This is a genomic window from Pediococcus sp. EKM201D (assembly GCF_011800215.1).
GTDB lineage: Bacteria > Bacillota > Bacilli > Lactobacillales > Lactobacillaceae > Pediococcus > Pediococcus pentosaceus.
The window spans coordinates 15117-34574 of record NZ_JAALFK010000002.1; the positions used below are offsets into that span (position 1 = coordinate 15117).

The window sequence follows — 19458 nt, forward strand, 5'->3', positions numbered from 1 at the left end:
CCCCTCAGCTGTCCACGTTTATTTTCATGTAATATTACCATATTATTGACCCCAAGCGGGTCTTTTAACCTCTAACTTATCAATCACTTTACTAACTGTACCCGAACTTCATAAAATTTTTACTCAACTTTCTTTTATGAAAATGCTATACTTAGTATTGTTTGATAAATTCAAATATTATATGAAAAAAGGGGATTGATCTTTTGTCTAAAATTCAAAACCATCAAAAAGTTGTATTAGTCGGCGACGGCGCTGTAGGTTCAAGTTATGCCTTTGCAATGGCACAACAAGGAATTGCAGAAGAATTCGTAATCGTTGATGTTGTTAAGGACCGTACTGTTGGTGACGCACTTGATCTTGAAGATGCTACTCCATTTACTGCACCTAAGAACATTTACTCAGGTGAATATTCTGACTGTAAAGATGCAGATCTTGTAGTTATCACTGCTGGTGCTCCACAAAAACCAGGTGAAACACGTCTTGACCTTGTTAACAAGAACTTAAACATTCTTTCAACAATCGTTAAGCCAGTTGTTGACTCAGGCTTCGACGGTATCTTCTTAGTTGCTGCTAACCCAGTTGATATCCTTACTTACGCAACATGGAAATTCTCAGGATTCCCTAAAGAAAAGGTTATCGGTTCAGGTATTTCTCTTGATTCAGCACGTCTACGTGTTGCTCTTGGTAAGAAATTCAACGTTAGCCCTGACTCAGTTGATGCATACATCATGGGTGAACATGGTGACAGTGAATTCGCTGCTTACTCAACTGCTTCAATCGGTACAAAGCCATTGCTTGATATCGCTAAAGAAGAAGGCGTTTCAACTGACGAATTAGCTGAAATCGAAGACAGTGTTCGTAACAAAGCTTACGAAATCATCAACAAGAAGGGTGCTACATTCTACGGTGTTGGTACTGCTTTGATGCGTATTTCAAAAGCTATCTTGCGTGACGAAAATGCTGTATTGCCTGTTGGTGCTTACATGGACGGCGAATATGGTTTGAATGACATCTACATCGGTACACCTGCTGTTATTAACGGCCAAGGTTTGAACCGTGTTATCGAATCACCACTTAGTGATGACGAAATGAAGAAGATGACAGATTCAGCTACAACATTGAAAAAAGTTCTTACAGATGGTTTGAAAGCTCTTGAAGAAAAATAAGCTTTTCAACATCAACTAATTTCAAATAGTTGAAAAAACGACTCTGAATAAATATTCAGAGTCGTTTTTTTATGCCCAATTTACTAATTTCACGCTTCTAACATTACTTCTTCATAAAAAGATAGCATTTCTTCTGATATAATAAGTAAGTAATATTTACCGTATGCAATTAATTACTAGATAATAATAACTGATTAAATATTTTGAAGATAGCAAACACTTTTAATGTTTTAGTTATTTAATTTTTCTATATATTCTCTCGTCATTAAAAATCAACCACTCCATGTTGACCTGTATTTTTCTATTTACTAAATAAAAATATATAAATAGGCTTGATTAATATTCTTTATTACAGTAATGTTACAGAGGATAAAATTTATTTCGGAGGCTCACGATGCAACGTAGATCAAATCATCTTAAAAAAACAAGGAAACTTCCTTACATAATACTTGGTGCAGTCGCTGCTGTGCTAGTCTTAATTTATGCAGGAGGAGCAATCCACTACAGTACTTCCAACACATTCATGCCTAATACTGTAATTGATGGCGTAAATGTTGCTGGGAAAAATGTAAATCAGGCACAAACACTGGTTAACAATCATGTTAAAAACCAAACTTTTAATTTAACTGAAAAAAACAAAGTTCTCAAAACTGCTAAATATGCAGATGCAGGTTTAACCTCTTCTGATAATAAGACTATAGCTAAGCTTCTCAATAAACAAAATGCTTTAATGTGGCCCCTACAACTTGTCCATGCCGCTAATGCTGATAACACAGTAAACGCAACTAGCAAGGCTAAATTAGAAGAATTTGCTAAAAAAACAGCGATTACTTTGAATAAGAATCGTAATACTGGTTCAGCTTCCGCTATTAGTGCCACTGAACTGGCTAGCTCAAGCTCTAAAAAAGATAATAAGATAATTAGTTCTACTGCGCTTGCAGAGGAAATCAAAACCAGCATCGCAAAAGGACAAAAAGATATTGATTTAACCAAAACATATCAATCAGCTACTGTTAATTCAGATGATATTCAAAAACAAATTAAAAAGTATACAGCAGAAAAAATTACTTATAACATCAACGGTACCAATGTCACTATTCCAAGTGATACTTTAAAGCAGTGGATAGTTCTTACTTCTAAAAACGACGGTACTCAAACTGTTTCGGTCGATAATGCCCAAGTTAAAGCCTATCTAGATGACTTAAACGATAAGTATTCTACCTATGGAGCTAGTGTGACCTTTAATAGTACTAAACGTGGTTCTCAAACTGTTAAAAATGAAATTTTTGGTTGGACTATTGATACTACCACCGACGCAGCTGATATAGCCCAAAAAATTGCAACTGGTAAAGACTTCACCGAAAAAGCTACAATTTCAGGTTCTGGACAATCTCTTAAAAAAGGTGAACTCGGATCAACGTATGTCGAAGTTGATAAAACTAACCAACATATGTGGTATTACAAAGACGGCAAGCTTAAAATTTCAACTGATGTTGTTACTGGAATGCCTGCAAATAATGATGACACTCCAACTGGTGTGTTCTTTGTTTGGAATAAAAAACGTAATGCTACCCTAAAAGGTAAAAATACGGATGGCTCTAATTATGCCTCACCAGTCAGCTACTGGATGCCAATTGATTATACTGGAGTTGGTCTCCATGATGCTTCATGGCAACCTAAATTTGGTGGAGATTGGTATAAAACCCATGGTTCCCATGGTTGTGTCAACACTCCACCTGCAACAATGAAAACTGTTTATGCTGAAGTAGCCCTCGGAACACCGGTAGTCGTGTTCTAAATTATCATTTTGTGTTATTATTAAATTTGTATTAAAGAAAATTGCGGTTTTGGGAGGAAATTCTAATGCTTTTAAAATCAATGGTCAAACCTAAGAAAGATTTAACAACTGTTCGTGAAGATGCAACTCTTGAAGAAGCGCTTGATATTCTTGAAGAATCTGGATTCCGTTGCGTTCCAGTTTTAGATAAAACGGGTCGCTTGTTCCGTGGAAATATTTATAAAATGCATATTTATCGCCACAAATCACGTGGTGGATCAATGCAAGAACCTGTGACTTCTCTTTTAAAAAATGCCACTAAGTATATTAATGTTAATGCTGCTTTCTTTAACGTCTTCTTCTCAATTAAGGATTTACCTTTCATTACTGTATTAGATGATAACAATTACTTCTATGGAATTTTAACCCATGCACGTCTCTTGGATGGGTTATCTCAATCGTGGAACGTAAATGTTGGTAGTTATGTGATTACTGTCATTTCTGGGGACGAACGAGGCGATTTAGAGACGATTGCAAAGATCATTACTAAATATACCTCAATTGCTAGTGTTATCTCTTTAGACGTTGAAGAGGGGGATTTAGTGCATCGGATGATGTTCACTCTCCCAGCAAGTGTTGATGAAAAGAGATTACATCAAATTATTAGTAACTTAGAACGTAAAGGCTTCAGAGTTCCTGAAGTTGAAAACCTAAAACAAGATCGTTTATAGTTCGTAAATAAAAAAGGATTCGCAGTTTGCGAATCCTTTTTTCTATCTTGAAATAGGTGGTTTTAAAATTTGAGCGTGAAACTTTGTTCACATTTTCTATTCTATGTATTCGGTACGAGACCTATACTTACCTTTAAGGCCTCGTCCACCTGTTTCATCTTCTGGTCATCTAATCGACCAATTTTATCATGTAGACGTTGTTTATCAATTGTTCGAATCTGTTCCATTAAAATAACTGAATTACGGCCTACTCCTTGTTCTCCACCTTTAATTCCTACATGGGTAGGCATTTTAGGCTTAGAAATTTTAGCCGTTATTGCTGCAATAATGACCGTCGGACTATAGTGATTACCGATGTTATTCTGGATAACAAGAACCGGTCGCATCCCGCCCTGTTCAGAACCAACAACTGGTGACAAGTCTGCATAGAATAAATCACCGCGTCTTATCTTCGACTCGTCCACAGTGTCACCCCATTAACTTTTAATTTAAAAAATTTAACTTAGTAACGTTCAAGCACATGCTTTTCACAATCCGCTTCACATGAAGAAAAGTCATGAGTAATTTCGGAATTGATATCAGCCATTTGAAGGTATCCGGCTTTAAGCTGTTCAAGATGCTCAGTTGCGTGATGGGTAAAAAAGTTCCTTACAATATCATCATTTACACAACTAGGTTCAAAACCAAACATTTCACAGTAAGTCTCTTTCTCAATTGACATATCTTTTGGTTGAATACTCATTAGATTGCTCTCCTGTACTATTTAATTATTAACATTATTTTAGCATTCAATACATTAATTTACTACACCATTTTCAGTATAGATTCGTGGTAAACGTTGTGTGAATCCACATGTGATTTCATAATTAATGGTCCCAGCATATTCGGCAATGTCTGTCATGGTAATTGATTTTTCGCCTGATTTTCCCGCTAAAATTACTTTAGTTCCCACAGGATATGACTTTGGTAAGCGAACCATCATTTGATCCATACAAATTCGTCCTACTATTTCGCAAAATTGACCATCAATCAAAACATGGAATCCTTGTAAACGACGTTCATAACCATCTGCATAACCAATCGGGATCGTCCCAATCCATTCATCTTCTTCAGCTGTATAAGTCGCTCCATAACTAATTGAACGGCCTTTTTGCACTAGTTTAGAAAAAGATAGTTCAGACTCCAGACTCATAGCTGGCTGTAAATCAAAAGGACTTTCCAGTGTTTTTCCAGAAGGATTCATCCCATAAATGCCGACTCCAAAACGAATCATATTACCATTGCAAGCTGCATGCCACAAGCTGGTAGCAGTATTAGAAACATGCACATAACGTGGACGTCGAGTTAATTGGCTGATGAAATGGTTAAAACGTTCCACCTGTAAATTGAAATAAGTCGTATCCTTTTCATCTGCTGTTGCAAAATGTGTAAACACACCTTCAAAATTGAACTGTTGACTTTGTTCAAGATAATCGGCCGCTTTCTTAAAAGAAGCTCCATCTTGAAAACCAATCCGTCCCATTCCTGTATCAATACCTAAATGAACTTTCAGCGGCTTTTGATTTAGAATTTGCGTAGCTTCATCTAGCCATGCTTTATCACCCACCGTTAACGAGATATCATTTTCAGCAGCTAATTTAGCATATTTAACATCTGTAATTCCTAAAACTAGGATAGTTTCTGTTAGCCCAGCATCTCGCAAAGCCAACGCTTCGTCTAAGATAGCAACACAAAAACCAGTTGCCCCAGCTTGTTTCGTAAATTGGGCTGTTTCTACAATTCCATGTCCATAGCCATTAGCCTTAACCACGGCAAATAATTCACTGTGTCCATCTAATCGACTAATCTCATTTTTTACATTATTTCTAATTGCCTCAGCATTAATAACTAGCTTGCTGGGACGATGTATCCCTACAACCATTTCAATTATCCCCCTCTAAAATTACCTGTGTTACAACATGGTGGTCAGAATGGGAAATTGACACATGTACGGTTCCACTAAACGGATGTTTAACAATCTTAGGTTTTCCAACCCCATCGTAATTAATTTCGATGTCTTGAAAATTAAGTTTTTTACCTAATCCTGTCCCGTAAGCTTTACTATATGATTCTTTAACCGAAAAGTGCCCTGCTAAAAATTCATACGCGCGTTGACCTTTCTTAGCTTCAAACTCATCAAATTCAGTGGGCGTCAAAACCTTTTGGATAAACGTTGCTGGATTGTGGAGAGTTTTAAATCGATCAATGTTTGTTATATCAATGCCAATTCCGTAAATCATCCTAGTACCTCCAATGTCGTTCCTATTGTATCAAAAAAAGAGGTCAAGAAAAAATGTATTTTCCGGGCCCCTTAGTTTATTGAAAATGTTTATTTTTCTTTAATTACAAATTGACGGTTTGATCCACCCTTGTTACCTGAGTTGCGATCATTACGCTTACCACCATTGTGGTTACGGTCATCGCGACCAAAGCGTGACTTGCCGCCACCCTTACGATCGTTATTCCATTTACCACCACGGCCCCCGCCATTGCTGCTATTACCATTACTACGACGACCATTACCACCACGATGGTTTCCGCCACGGTATCCGCCGCCACCTTTACCGCCTTTGTTGCCACCTTTTTTACGAGGAAGTGGGCGTTCAGGAGTAATCTTAACTTTGATTTCACTAGCGTCAGACTTAGTTACTTCATTTAGAAGTGCAGCAACCAGCGTTTTAGCATCATGTTGTTCTAAAAGATGATCAACTTGTTCTTCGAACTTAGCAACATCTGTTTTTTGAACCAATTCTTCAATGCTTTGTTCAGCCATTGCAGCACGTCCAGCAAAAGCTTCTTCTTCTGTTGGTGGCTTCATTGGTAACAAACGTTTCTTTGTCAAATGTTCAACGTCACGAAGATAGTCCATTTCCCAGTTAGTAACGAAGGTTACTGAAGTACCTGTAGCACCGGCCCGGCCTGTACGACCAATACGGTGAACATAACTTTCTGGGTCTTGAGGAATATCATAGTTGTAAACGTGAGTTACACCAGAGATATCAAGCCCACGTGCAGCAACGTCAGTAGCAACTAAAATATCTAATTGTCCTTCACGGAATTGACGTAAAATACTCATCCGGCGTTGTTGAGTTAAATCACCATGGATTCCAGCAGCATTGTAACCACGAGTAACTAATCCCTTAGAAACTTCATCAACGCGACGCTTAGTACGACCAAAAATAACTGCAAGTTTTGGTGCTTGTACATCAAGTACGCGGGTTAAAATATCAAATTTTTCGAATTCTTTAGAACGAACGTAGTATTGATCAACCAAATCAGCAGTAAGTTCTTTAGACTTAACTGTAATTTGTTTTGGATCAGTCATGAACTTAACACCAATTTTCTTAATTGGTGCTGGCATTGTGGCTGAGAACAATAATGTTTGGCGTTCGCTAGGTGTTTGTTCAATAATGTGTTCGATATCAGGTAAGAATCCCATATCTAGCATATCGTCAGCTTCATCAAGAACTAATGTTTTAACGTGGTCTAAACGAATTGTCTTTCGACCAATATGGTCCAACAAACGACCAGGTGTACCAACCACGATTTGTGGATGGCTCTTTAAAGCATTAATCTGACGACGGATATCTGATCCACCGTAAACCACTTGAACTTTAGCTTTTTTATATTTTCCTAATTTAAAGATTTCTGCTTGTGTTTGAGCAGCTAACTCACGTGTAGGTGAGATAATAATTGCTTGAATGTTAGGATTATCTAGGTCAACATTTTGTAGGATTGGTAATCCGAAAGCAGCTGTCTTACCAGTACCTGTTTGAGCTTGTCCAATGATGTCTTTTCCTTCTAAAACACCAGGAATAGTTTCAGCTTGGATAGGTGTTGGTTCGTCATACCCATTGTCTAAAACTGCTTTTAAAATGTCTTCGTCTAACCCTAGTTCGGTAAATTTCAAATATAATTCCTCCTAAATTTTCGTCACCGCATCAAAGAAAATCCGTCCTTTTAGGGCCGCGCCCACGGTGACAATCGTGTAAACATAACTTTATAATCATACACCCCTGCTTAGGGATTAGCAAACAAAAGTTCTTGAAAACGCTGTTAAAACAGCTCTATTTAGCCTTTTTAATAAAAATAAAGTTGTGATATTTAGGCTAGCATTCCCCACTCAAAGGTCGGCAACCGCGTTTTAAGAATAATTTACATACGCTGTAAAAAATCTAAAAGCCACATCACAACTTTATTTTTTAATTTTTAATTTTATCAACAACATTTTCTAAATGAATTCCGTGACTTGCTTTTAATAAAATACTATCATTTGCTTGAATTTCAGTTGAAAGATCATCTGTAAGTCGCTTTAATTCGCCAGTTTCATAATAATGAACAGCATCTTTACTGTAGATATCTTCATCAATCAGTCGTTTTTCAAGAGCTTTCATATGTGGGCCAATTAAATATACTTGTGCAAAACGCTTGGCATTTAATTTTTCAGCTAAGCTAGCATGCATTTGATCAGCATTCTCACCTAATTCCAACATATCTCCTAGAACTACCAAACGACGTCCTTCAGTATTTACGTTAGCAAATGAATCCAATACTGCTCGAGCAGCAGTCGGATTAGAATTATAAACATCACTTAAAATACGTTCGCCTTTTTTTCCAGTTAACCACTCTGTTCGATTTTTGGTTAAATCAAAGTCAACTAGCGCTTCAGCTTCTTTTTTTAGGTCAATATGGTACTTATGTCCAACGGCGATTGCTGCTAACGCATTAGTTACATTGTAATCACCCAATACTGGAATTGTTACGGTGGTTTCTTCATCCAAATTAGTTTTGAACATTGTACTTGTGTCAGTTCCCTGGATATCGCTGGCGCTGACATCATTATCTGCTTTAAGCCCAAAACGGTATTGTTCAACATTGAGGTCTTTAGCACGCTGTTCTAATAGCGGTTCATCCCCGTTAAAAACAAAACAACCGTCCTCTTTTAGGCCATCTGTAATTTCCATTTTTGCATCAGCAATCCGCTCACGCGTCTTAAAAAATTCAATATGGGCTTCGCCAATCATCGTAATCACAGCAATATCAGGTTGAACCAATTCACTTAAAAAGTGTAACTGTCCTGGACGATCCATTCCCATTTCAACTACCAATACTTCCGTATTAGAGCTCATTCCCAAAATAGTAATTGGCACGCCCAGTTCGTTGTTAAAGTTTGCTTTAGTTTTTACCACATTATATTCTGCTTCCAGAACTGCTGCAGTCATATCCTTAGTAGTTGTCTTTCCATTACTTCCAGTAATAGCAACTACCTTAGGGTTAATCTTATCCAGATAATATTTAGCAAGTTTTTGCAGAGCTTCTAATGGATTTTTTACTAGAATACTTGGTAAATCAGCTGGACGCCGTTCTTGGTGGTCTTCCGCCCATAAAGTTGCAACGGCGCCTGCTGTTACTGCTTGACTAATAAAATCATGTCCGTCACGTTCACCCATAATTGGCACAAAAAGTGATCCTGGAGATAATTTTCGACTATCAAATTGAACACTCGTTACGCTAATATCGTTCCATAGTTCAGGATATTCATCCGTTCCAAGAGCGCGCGCAATTTCGCTAAGTTGCATTTTCATCTTTTTAAAACTCCCCTTAAATTAAAAAACCTGGCTACAATTATACCATAATAGCTCATTAAATTAACTTACCTTAAAAGTAGACTAAACATCTTATCCCCAAAATAATTACCCTTTTTTGCTAAAAAAGAGAACTTATATCTTATCTGACACAAGTTCTCAATTTAATATAATGCATCCGCATCAAAGGCTTGCGGGTTAGTAATAATAAAATGCCAATGTTTACTACGTAGATTATATTTCAAAATCGCAATTTGTTGGGCATTATTATAAAGTGAATCTTTGCTGCGTAACGTAGGAGCCAAATTACTGTCGCTAGCAATCAAAATCGGGATTCGATATTCGCGATCTTGCTCAAAAGCTTGATCAAACGCAAAAATTAATCCTTCTCCTAACACAGGAATTAATTGTCGAACCATTCCAGCTGGTAATTCAGCAAATTTATTTCCCCGACGAAATACAATTCGATGCTCGTTATAAGCTTGTTCAGCATGACGAATAATAGATTGATTCAAAACTAAATAAAAATTTTTTAGACGACGATAATAGGTCTTCACCTGATTTTCGCCAATGTCTAAATAAACATAGTCGTTTTGGAGCTTATACGAAAATGGCGTATCATTATGAGTTTTCATATGCCCCATATATAAAAGATTAGCAATATCAGCCGGCGTGAGCTCACTCAACGCATCTCGCTGAGAAAAATCAATCCAATTGCGTGGGCCATGGTTTCCAATTAAATACTCACTAACTTTTTTAGCGCCATTAATTTCATTTAAAAATGTATGATTATCAATCGTTAAATCATCACTGACTTCCCGATTTAATAATAAAATATTGGTTGGTATTTGCAAGACTCCCTTTAGGAAATCATTTGCCGTAATCCCGCGCGAATAAATTAAATTAACAATTGATTCTAAATGTACAAAAATATAGTCATCACGCATGATCCCATAACTCTCTTTCAATTAACTATATACTTACATTCTTTCCAAACGTTGAATGCGATCTTCAATTGGTGGATGCGTATCAAATAGATGTGCCATGGTACGTTTCTTTTTAAATGGATCAGAGATATAAAGTGCAGCACTACTTGGATCGGCTTCTTTCATCGGTTCACTGACCGATATCTTTTGTAGAGCATGGATTAGCCCCAGTGGGTTACGTGTTAATTCAACGCTAGAGGCATCGGCGAGATATTCTCGATTTCGTGATAAAGCCAATTGAGCGATAGTTGTGGCAATTGGACCTAAAATAACCAATACGATGGAAATAATCATCATCACAATTTCCAAACTTCCGCCTTCATTGTCATTATCATTGCGACGTCGTCCCCCGCCCCACCAAAATGAGCGCATTCCAATATTTACTAGCATTGCGATCGCCGAAGATAATGCCAAGGCGATGGTCGAAAGGCGAATATCATAATTTCGAATGTGTGAAACTTCGTGTCCAATTACGCCTTCAAGTTCTTCTCGATTAAGCCGTTCTAAAATACCAGTAGTCACTGCTACGGCAGCATTTTTAGGGCTATTTCCTGTTGCAAATGCATTAGGGCTGGCATCGTTAACAATATAAACCTTGGGCATTGGTATATTAGCTACCAAGGCCATGTCTTCTACAATATGCCAAATTTCCGGATGATCGGCTTCACTAATTTCAGTTGCGTGATTCATTCCCATCACGACATTAGTAGAATTGGCAATCATCATGGCCATATAAATAGCGGCAATTACTGCCGCCATAATAATCCCTGCCATTGCACTATCATAGAAAACATAACCAACTGCAGCACCAATAAACAATACTAAGATAGCAAAACCGATCATCACATAAACGGTCTTTCGCTTATTACTTGCAATCTGTTGATATAACATTAATCGACCTCTTAATTATTTATCAAATGAAACGGTTGGGTTTTTAGTTTCTTCTTCAGGAACTTGAAGATAATCAACCGGCTTAAATCCACCCATCCCAGCAATTAAATTATTAGGGAAAGATTGTAGTTTAATGTTGTAACTTGCTACACTCGAATTATATAGTTGACGAGAATAAGCAATTTTATTTTCTGTATTAGTTAATTCTTCCATTAATTTAGTAAATTCTTGGTTAGCCTTCAAGTCAGGATAACTTTCAGATAAAGCAAAAATACTTTTAAGTGAGTCACTAATCTGGTTAGAAGTTTTCATAATCTCTTCACGTTGTTTAGTAGAAGGGGCTGAATTATCAGTCTGATCCACTAATTGATTACGAAGTGCCACCACTTTACTTAAAGTATCTTTTTCATGGGCTGCATATCCCTTAACCGTATTTACAAGATTAGGAATCAAATCATTTCGACGCTTCATTTGAACGCTAATTTGGCTCCATGATTCCTGTGTATAGGTTCTAGCTTTTACCAAGCCGTTGTACATTGAGACGATCGCAATTACAATCACCACAATTACAATTAGTGCTATTATCATTCCTACCATTCAATCCCATCCTTTCAAAACTTCCTATATATGATATTAATAGTAACAAATTCGTCAAGCAAATTATATGAATTTGAACACTAAATTTTCTTAACGATTAAACTTTTCTGAAAACTCTTTTTGAACTGCTTCCGGAGCCTTGGTATGACTCATTTTCTTGATAAATTTAGCCCGAATCATCAAACGACCCGCTCCCGTATCATCACAGGTAACCAACGTTAAAATTTTCTTACCTTTAATATCGTCAACTACTTGCACATCGGTCGCCTTTATAAATTTACGGGTGTCTACCCGATACTCATAAATATTGGTCTCATCTGTCAAATAAACCTTTTGCCCAATTTTGGCTTTCCAATAAAGCGGACTAAATAAAACATTTTTATCAACCATATGATGTCCAGCCAATGCGTAGTTACCTTCACCCATTCGCTGATTTTCTTTTAAAGTTCCCGCCGCCAACGCCAACGTAAGATTATCGACCCCTTTGCCGATCGGAAGGTGTATGTTTATATCAGGGTAAACAATTTCACCAATCACTTTAATTCTTTTCTCCGAAGTCCGTGCCTTTAGGACCGTCTGCCAATCCAATGATTTTACTTTTGTATAGTCAAAATTGGCTTTCTTTTCAGTGTTTTTAGCAACCACTTTCTCGTTCACCTCTGGATTATATTGTGCTACCATCCATGTTTTGATTTGACGATTAAAAATCATCGCTAAACTTAGTAGCACCAATAATGTTAATCCAATCGAAACTAACCAATTTTTTAGTTTTTTACTCATTGACTTTTGCTCCATTACTATTTTTAATTTTTATGGTATTGTATATTGGTATATCTTTTTTGAAAGAGGGCTTTTTATGATGTTTTTCAATCGAAAAGGACAATCTAGAAAGAAACGTGAACCTTGGGAACAAAATCTTTTTGTGCTTTGGTTCGGAACCTTCATAGCCGGGGTCGCATTTAGTGAGATTATGCCGTTTTTGTCGCTTTATGTCAACACACTCGGTGACTTCTCAAAATCGCAACTATCTTTTTATAGTGGTCTAACTTATTCTTCTACTTTCTTAATTTTAGCAATTATTTCTCCAATTTGGGGAAAAATTGCGGATAAGCGTGGAAGAAAAGTAATGATTTTAAGAGCTTCACTCGGAATGGCTTTCGTCTTAGGCGCAATGGGCCTTGTTCAAAACGTCTTTCAACTGATTGGCCTTCGTTTATTACAAGGTGTTTTTGCAGGTTATATTAGTAACTCCAATGCACTCATCGCTACCGAAACTCCTAAAGAAAAAAGTGGTTATGCACTTGGTATTTTATCTACTGGTCCTGTATCCGGATCTCTACTAGGTCCCCTCATTGGTGGTGCACTAGCTTCTATTTTTTCATATCGAGTAACTTTCTTTATTACAGGTGGTTTATTACTAATCGTCTTTTTCCTAAGTTTCTTCTTGGTACATGAACACTTCGTTCCCGTAGAAAGTGAATCTGGTTCGCTTTCTGCTCGAGAGGTAATTGGTAAACTAAATCAGCCTAAGGCCGTATTCGGCATGTTTATCACAACGATGATTATTCAAGCATCTAATAATTCAATCGCGCCGATTATTAGTTTATACGTTAAAGAATTAATGCATAATGGGGCTGGTGTAACAATGGTTGCTGGTTTAATTGCTGCAATTCCGGGAATTGCTAACATGTTAGCGGCTCCGCGCTTAGGAGAACTTGGGGACCAGATTGGAACCGAAAAAGTTCTTTCCGTGGCCTTTCTCTTCGCCATGGTATTCTACATTCCAATGGCCTTTGTTCCTTCTATTTTTTGGCTAGGAGTTTTCCGCTTCTTTATCGGAATTTCTGATGGAGCGATGCTACCAGCGGTTCAGAGTATTTTATCTAAACGAACACCTGCTGCGGTAACTGGGCGTGTATTTAGTTGGAACCAGTCTTTCCAAGCACTCGGAAATATGATTGGCCCATTACTAGGCTCTGCAGTCTCTGGTTTATTTGACTATAACGCTGTCTTTATTGCTACTTCTGTATTAGTTTTAATTAACTTTATCTTATTCCGTTGGTTAAACGGACGATCAGTAGCATAAATCAAGTTAGTAACGCTGTGTTATGTTGATTACTGAGAAGCAATCCTAAACTATATTTCAGACCACAAAAAAAGAGGTACCACTGATAAATTCAGCGGTGCCTCTTTTTGATAACCAATGGTTATAATTAAGCCAAACCGTACTTTTTGTTGAATTTTGCAACAGTACCGTCTGCTTGTTGGAACTTTTGACGTCCTGTGTAGAAAGGATGTGAGTCAGATGTGATTTCCACACGAATCAATGGGTATTCGTTACCGTCTTCCCACTTGATTGTTTCAGCTGAACCTACAGTTGAACCTGACAAGAACTTAAAACCAGTTGCTGAATCTTGAAATACAACTGGATGATAGTCTGGATGAATTCCTTTTTTCATGATATTACGCTCCTTTGCCATGAGTCATTTGCTGAGTCATAGTTATTTATTATAAATCAACGTCCCCAATAATAGCATAGAAAAACAACTTAAACAAGGTCGATTAAGATTTTTTACTACCATTAGGACCTAAATTTAAATTCTTTAAGTTAGCAATAAACGCTTCGTTGTTTTTAGTGTTTTTCAATAACTTAAGCACTTGTTCCGTATACTCCAGAGCATCTCCACGCATCGACCGGCGAATATCCCAAAGCTGATTAAGTATATCTTTTGAGACCATTAGTTCCTCTTTACGAGTTCCTGACTGGCGGATATCTAACGCTGGAAATACTCTGCGCTCAGCTAAATTCCGTGATAAGACTAGCTCTGAATTACCCGTACCTTTGAATTCTTCATAAATCACATCATCCATCCGGCTTCCTGTATCAACCAAAGCTGTCCCAATGATGGTAAGTGATCCACCCTCTTCAATATTTCGAGCAGAGCCAAAGAATTTTTTAGGCTTATAAAACGCTGCCGGATCAACCCCACCAGAAAGTGTTCGACCACTAGGGGAGGTCACTAAATTATATGCACGGGTTAATCGCGTAATTGAATCTAGTAAGACAACAACATCTTGTTTATCTTCTACTAGACGAAGCGCCCGTTGTAATACTAATTCTGAAACACGAGTATGATTCCGGGGTTCTTGATCAAAGGTGGAATAAACCACTTCTCCCTTAATCGAGCGTTCTAAATCTGTTACTTCTTCTGGTCGCTCATCGATTAGTAAAACGATGAGCTTCACATCTGGATAGTTGGTGGTAATCCCATTAGCAATAGCCTTTAGTAAAGTGGTTTTTCCTGCTTTAGGTGGTGCTACTACCAGACCACGTTGTCCAAATCCAATTGGTGAAAACAAATCAACTAATCGCGTTGATAAAATATTAGAAGTTGTTTCTAATTTTAATTGTTGATTGGGATAGATGGGGGTTAGAGCTGGAAAATGAGGACGTTGCTTAGCTTCTTCTGGGTCCTTATTATTCACTGAAGTAACCCGCATTAATCCATAATACCGTTCACCTGGTTTGGGATGGCGAGCTTCACCACCAACTAAATCCCCATTACGCAAACCGAAACGTGTGATTTGCGATGCTGAAATATAGATATCTTCTTGCGAAGAACCATAGTTGATTGGCCGTAAAAAACCATATCCATCATTTCCAACGATATCTAAAACGCCTTCCATTTCAACAAATGACTTCTTTTTAGCCTGAGCACGCAAAACAGCCAGAGACAATTCCTTCTTGTTCATCTGGCTGTAATATGAAATCTTATATTCACGGGCAAGGCCGTATATTTCTTTGAGAGTCATTTCTTGCAAGTCATTCATTGTTAAAAAATTATCCATCGACTTAACTCTCCTATATCTTTGACTACAATGTATTGTCGGTCGTGATTGAAACATCCGCTCCGAGCTTAGTTAGTTTTTTAACCAAACTGTCGTATCCACGTAGGATGTTATCTGCTCGGGTGATGGTTGTAGTGCCTTGGGCCATAAAGGCTGCAATCATTAAACAAGCCCCTGCCCGAATTTCTCCAGCCTCAACTTCAGCGCCCGTAAGTTTTTCAGAATGATTAATATAAATCACTCCATCAGCATGTTTAATCTTAGCACCCATTTTTTGTAATTCAATTACGTGTTTGATACGTTCTGGATAAATATGATCATTAACAACACTTTGACCAGTTGCTTTTAATAGGGAAGCCGTCAAAGGTTGTTGCAAATCAGTCGCAAATCCAGGGAAAGGACTCGTATTGACTTCAATTGCTTTTAATTGATCCACTTTAGGAACAAAAATCTTATCGCCATCAATTTTAATATCGACGCCAAGTTCAAGCATCTTTGAAGTAAACGATTCTAGGTGTTCTGGAATAATATTATTTACCATCACACCATCCCCCACAGCCGTAGCTAAAGACAAATAGGTTCCAGCCTCAATTCGATCCGGAATAATGGTATGCGTAGCTGTAGAAACCAACTTATCTACACCTTCAATTCGGATAACATCAGTCCCTGCTCCACGAATTTTAGCCCCCATATTATTTAAAAACATTGCTAAATCAATAATCTCGGGTTCACGTGCTGCGTTTTCAATCGTTGTAATACCTTGGGCCTTAACGGCAGCCAAAATAACATTGATCGTTGCTCCTACAGAAACCACATCTAAAAAGATGTGCGCTCCATGGAGTCCACGATCATATGCTGAAATGTACACTGTATCTTCATCTTCTGTAACGTTGGCACCTAAGGCTTTGAAGCCTTTAATATGCTGATCAATTGGTCTTGGACCAATATTATCTCCACCTGGAAATGTAACTGTTGAACGCTTGAAACGACCAAGTAAAGAGCCCATAAAGTAATATGATGCTCGTAAGCTCTTAATTGCCTTACTAGGCAATGGATTCTCAACAATTTCAGTTGGATCAATCACCATAACTCCATCCTCAAACGTTGAATGAACATTCATCGATTCAAGGATAATCATTAAGTTATGCACGTCAAGTATGTCGGGCACTGAATCAAACCGTACTGGAGTATCCGCCAAAATTGCAGCCGGAATCAACGCAACGGTACTATTTTTAGCACCACCGATGGTCACTTCTCCAGACAGTCGCTGTCCACCCTTGATTATCATTTTTTTCATGGTTTTTCCTCACAAACGAACTTTAAGTACTTTAAAATTAAGGAATGTATTTTACAGTCAACCTCAATCATAAATAATTTGTTCCAAAAATACAACCTCATGAACGCAACAAATAAAAAAATAGCCGAAAAATTCGACTATTTTTATGCTTATTTATTTGCAGCAGCGATAAATGCCTTAAATAATCCTTCTGGACGTTGTGGACGTGATAAAAATTCTGGGTGATATTGAGCTGCCACGAAGAATTTCTTTTCTGGTAACTCAATTACTTCTACTAAACGATTGTCTGGTGAAGTTCCTGAGAATACAAGACCCTTAGCTTCCATTTCGGCACGATAGTCATTGTTAAATTCAAAACGATGACGATGACGTTCTTCAATCATTTCTTGGTTGTTATAAGCGGCGGCAGCTACAGATCCTTCTTTAAGCTTGCATGGGTAAAGACCGAGGCGTTGAGTTCCACCCATATCTTTAACACCTTCTTGATCAGCCATTAAATCAATAATGTTGTGCTTAGTTGCTGGATCCATTTCAGCCGAATTAGCATCTTGGTAACCCAATACGTTACGAGCAAATTCAACGCTGGCCATTTGCATTCCTAAACAAATTCCTAAGAATGGCACATCATTTTCACGAGCATATTGAATGGAATGAATCATTCCTTCAATCCCACGATCACCAAAGCCACCAGGAACAATGATTCCATCTTGCCCGGCAAGTTGTTCAGCAACATTTTCCTTAGTAAGTTTTTCTGAATCAATTTTGGTAATCTTAATGTCGGCATCGACAACATAACCTGCATGTTTTAACGCTTCATTCACCGAGATATAAGCATCTTGTAAGGCAACGTATTTACCAACCAATGCAATGTTAATGGTATGGTTCAAACGGTTATTAACGTGATCGACAAGATCTTCCCACTTAGACATGTCTGCTTGTGGTGCTTGCAAACCAAAGTGGTCCATCACAATGTCGTCCATCTTTTGTGCTTTTAAGTTCAATGGAATTTCGTATAAACTTGCAACATCTTGAGATTCAATTACAGCTTCTGGCTCAACATCACAGAATGCAGCAATCTTCGAACGCATACCATCTGTGATATCTTCTTCTGTACGAACAACCAACATATTAGGTTGAATTCCCAAACCACGAAGTTCTTTAACACTGTGTTGCGTTGGCTTTGTCTTCATTTCCCCTGCAGCTTTTAGGTATGGAACCAAAGTCGTGTGGATGTAGAAAACATTTTCTGATCCGGCTTGACTCTTCATCTGACGAATAGCTTCCAAGAAAGGAAGTGACTCGATGTCCCCAACCGTTCCACCAATTTCAGTGATTACGATATCAGAATCAGTCACTTTACCAGCGCGCATAATTTTTTCTTTAATTGCGTCCGTAATATGAGGAATAACTTGGACAGTTGCTCCAAGATAATCGCCATGACGTTCTTTACGTAATACTTCTGAATAAATCTTTCCAGTTGTAACGTTAGAATACTTGTTTAAGTTGATATCGATAAAACGTTCATAGTGGCCTAAATCTAAATCTGTTTCTGTTCCATCATCAGTAACAAAAACTTCACCATGTTGGTAAGGACTCATCGTTCCTGGATCCACGTTAATATATGGATCAAACTTTTGAATCGTAACCTTAAGTCCACGATTCTTCAAAAGACGTCCAAGGGATGCAGCAACAATCCCCTTACCTAAAGATGAAACAACCCCACCTGTAACAAAAATATATTTGGTCATTAAAATTCTCCTTTTCTAACATTTATGACTGGTTAAATTAGGAAACGCAAAACAGTTGTTTTTACTGTTGAAATACTGATACAACAATAAAAATACCCCCTATTCTGAGAATAGGGGGTATTACCGTTCATTGTCTGAAAAATCCTCAAAAGGATCTCCAGAGCCCAAAAAATATAATACAGAGTTACAGACTATAAGTCAAGTTTGTATATTTAGTTTTCGTCATCTTCGTTTAATTCTGATAGTTGACCTTCAATTCCATCTGGAAGAACATCAGTATCGTCATCGTTAGAAAGATCTTCAAATGCTGGAGCGTCATCTGATGTAGTATCTTCAGCTTCGACTTCTTCATCTTCTGGATCATCAGAATCGTAGTCAATTACATCATCGTCATCAGCTGCATCAGCAAGAAAGGCATTAACCTTCTTACGTTTTTTACGTACAGGACGGTCTTCGTCTTCATCTTCAGCGTGAATTAAGGCTTCATCAATTGATTCGAATGGGTACCAAGTACGAAGTCCCCATGTATTTTCGCCCAAGGAAATAAAACTTCCGTCAACGTTTAAATCAGTATAAAATTGTGATAATCGATTTCTAAATTCCTCATCTGTCTTATCTAAATAACTCTGAACCGCGTTGGCTAAATCAACAAAAGCCATTGGTTCACCACTCTTAGCTAAAATAGCGTGGGCAACTTCGATCATTGAGAGTTCGTTTTTGTTTTGACCCTTAAAATTTTCTAATTCCAACTGGTGCACGTCCTTTCCACAGTCTATCTCAAATAATACTACA

The 19458-nt window shown here is 37.7% G+C and carries 19 protein-coding genes; 4 read left to right on the plus strand and 15 right to left on the minus strand.

The features are described from left to right. Positions 1–203: 203 nt before the first annotated feature. From HFC68_RS02955 to cbpA, 3 genes are all read left to right on the plus strand, one after another. A complete protein-coding gene (locus tag HFC68_RS02955) occupies positions 204–1166 on the plus strand; it encodes an L-lactate dehydrogenase (protein WP_002833021.1) in 963 nt (320 codons plus the stop codon). A 394-nt stretch (positions 1167–1560) separates the two neighbouring features. Further along, positions 1561–2964 (plus strand): L,D-transpeptidase/peptidoglycan binding protein, encoded by a 1404-nt coding sequence (locus HFC68_RS02960; RefSeq protein WP_011673723.1) that lies wholly within the window; start codon positions 1561–1563, stop codon positions 2962–2964. 65 nt (positions 2965–3029) lie between these two features. Next, positions 3030–3674, plus strand: coding sequence for a cyclic di-AMP binding protein CbpA (gene cbpA, locus HFC68_RS02965; RefSeq protein ID WP_002833019.1), 645 nt, complete (start codon positions 3030–3032; stop codon positions 3672–3674). A 101-nt stretch (positions 3675–3775) separates the two neighbouring features. On the opposite strand, the gene HFC68_RS02970 is transcribed toward cbpA, so the two are convergent. The 10 genes from HFC68_RS02970 to HFC68_RS03015 form a co-directional block, all read right to left on the minus strand. Next, complete coding sequence (locus HFC68_RS02970) at positions 3776–4138, minus strand: type II toxin-antitoxin system PemK/MazF family toxin (protein ID WP_011673724.1); 363 nt, start codon at positions 4136–4138, stop codon at positions 3776–3778. Between the two features lie 38 nt (positions 4139–4176). Continuing rightward, complete coding sequence (locus HFC68_RS02975; protein ID WP_011673725.1) at positions 4177–4416, minus strand: hypothetical protein; 240 nt, start codon at positions 4414–4416, stop codon at positions 4177–4179. Positions 4417–4470: 54 nt separating this feature from the next. Further along, positions 4471–5595, minus strand: a complete 1125-nt coding sequence (gene alr, locus HFC68_RS02980) for an alanine racemase (protein ID WP_167399681.1) — start codon at positions 5593–5595, stop codon at positions 4471–4473. 1 nt (position 5596) lies between these two features. After that, the gene (acpS, locus tag HFC68_RS02985; protein WP_002833014.1) at positions 5597–5953 is read right to left on the minus strand and encodes a holo-ACP synthase; all 357 of its coding nucleotides are present in this window, start codon (positions 5951–5953) and stop codon (positions 5597–5599) included. Between the two features lie 89 nt (positions 5954–6042). Further along, on the minus strand, positions 6043–7623 hold the full coding sequence (locus tag HFC68_RS02990) for a DEAD/DEAH box helicase (RefSeq protein ID WP_011673727.1): 1581 nt from the start codon (positions 7621–7623) through the stop codon (positions 6043–6045). A gap of 292 nt (positions 7624–7915) precedes the next feature. Beyond that, positions 7916–9298: a UDP-N-acetylmuramoyl-tripeptide--D-alanyl-D-alanine ligase gene (gene murF / locus HFC68_RS02995; protein ID WP_011673728.1), complete on the minus strand. Its 1383-nt coding sequence runs from the start codon at positions 9296–9298 to the stop codon at positions 7916–7918. A 164-nt stretch (positions 9299–9462) separates the two neighbouring features. Further along, positions 9463–10245 (minus strand): hypothetical protein, encoded by a 783-nt coding sequence (locus HFC68_RS03000; protein ID WP_011673729.1) that lies wholly within the window; start codon positions 10243–10245, stop codon positions 9463–9465. A gap of 33 nt (positions 10246–10278) precedes the next feature. Further along, complete coding sequence (gene htpX, locus HFC68_RS03005) at positions 10279–11175, minus strand: zinc metalloprotease HtpX (RefSeq protein WP_002833010.1); 897 nt, start codon at positions 11173–11175, stop codon at positions 10279–10281. A gap of 15 nt (positions 11176–11190) precedes the next feature. After that, entirely contained in the window at positions 11191–11772 is a 582-nt protein-coding gene (locus HFC68_RS03010) for a LemA family protein (protein WP_011673730.1), read from the minus strand. A 90-nt stretch (positions 11773–11862) separates the two neighbouring features. After that, on the minus strand, positions 11863–12552 hold the full coding sequence (locus HFC68_RS03015; RefSeq protein WP_002833008.1) for a class A sortase: 690 nt from the start codon (positions 12550–12552) through the stop codon (positions 11863–11865). A gap of 79 nt (positions 12553–12631) precedes the next feature. On the opposite strand from HFC68_RS03015, the gene HFC68_RS03020 reads away from it, so the two are divergent. After that, on the plus strand, positions 12632–13858 hold the full coding sequence (locus HFC68_RS03020) for a multidrug efflux MFS transporter (RefSeq protein ID WP_029258135.1): 1227 nt from the start codon (positions 12632–12634) through the stop codon (positions 13856–13858). Between the two features lie 127 nt (positions 13859–13985). Here HFC68_RS03020 and HFC68_RS03025 read toward each other — a convergent pair whose 3' ends face one another. The 5 genes from HFC68_RS03025 to rpoE all read right to left on the minus strand — a co-directional run bounded on the left by HFC68_RS03025 (position 13986) and on the right by rpoE (position 19415). After that, complete coding sequence (locus HFC68_RS03025) at positions 13986–14231, minus strand: type B 50S ribosomal protein L31 (RefSeq protein ID WP_002833006.1); 246 nt, start codon at positions 14229–14231, stop codon at positions 13986–13988. Between the two features lie 103 nt (positions 14232–14334). Beyond that, a complete protein-coding gene (gene rho / locus HFC68_RS03030; RefSeq protein WP_029258136.1) occupies positions 14335–15621 on the minus strand; it encodes a transcription termination factor Rho in 1287 nt (428 codons plus the stop codon). 25 nt (positions 15622–15646) lie between these two features. Continuing rightward, complete coding sequence (locus tag HFC68_RS03035) at positions 15647–16918, minus strand: UDP-N-acetylglucosamine 1-carboxyvinyltransferase (RefSeq protein WP_002833004.1); 1272 nt, start codon at positions 16916–16918, stop codon at positions 15647–15649. Between the two features lie 149 nt (positions 16919–17067). Beyond that, a complete protein-coding gene (locus HFC68_RS03040) occupies positions 17068–18666 on the minus strand; it encodes a CTP synthase (protein ID WP_011673733.1) in 1599 nt (532 codons plus the stop codon). Positions 18667–18878: 212 nt separating this feature from the next. Continuing rightward, positions 18879–19415 carry a DNA-directed RNA polymerase subunit delta gene (rpoE, locus tag HFC68_RS03045; protein WP_002833001.1) on the minus strand — a complete coding sequence of 179 codons (537 nt, stop codon included), beginning with the start codon at positions 19413–19415 and terminating at the stop codon, positions 18879–18881. Positions 19416–19458: the final 43 nt, after the last annotated feature.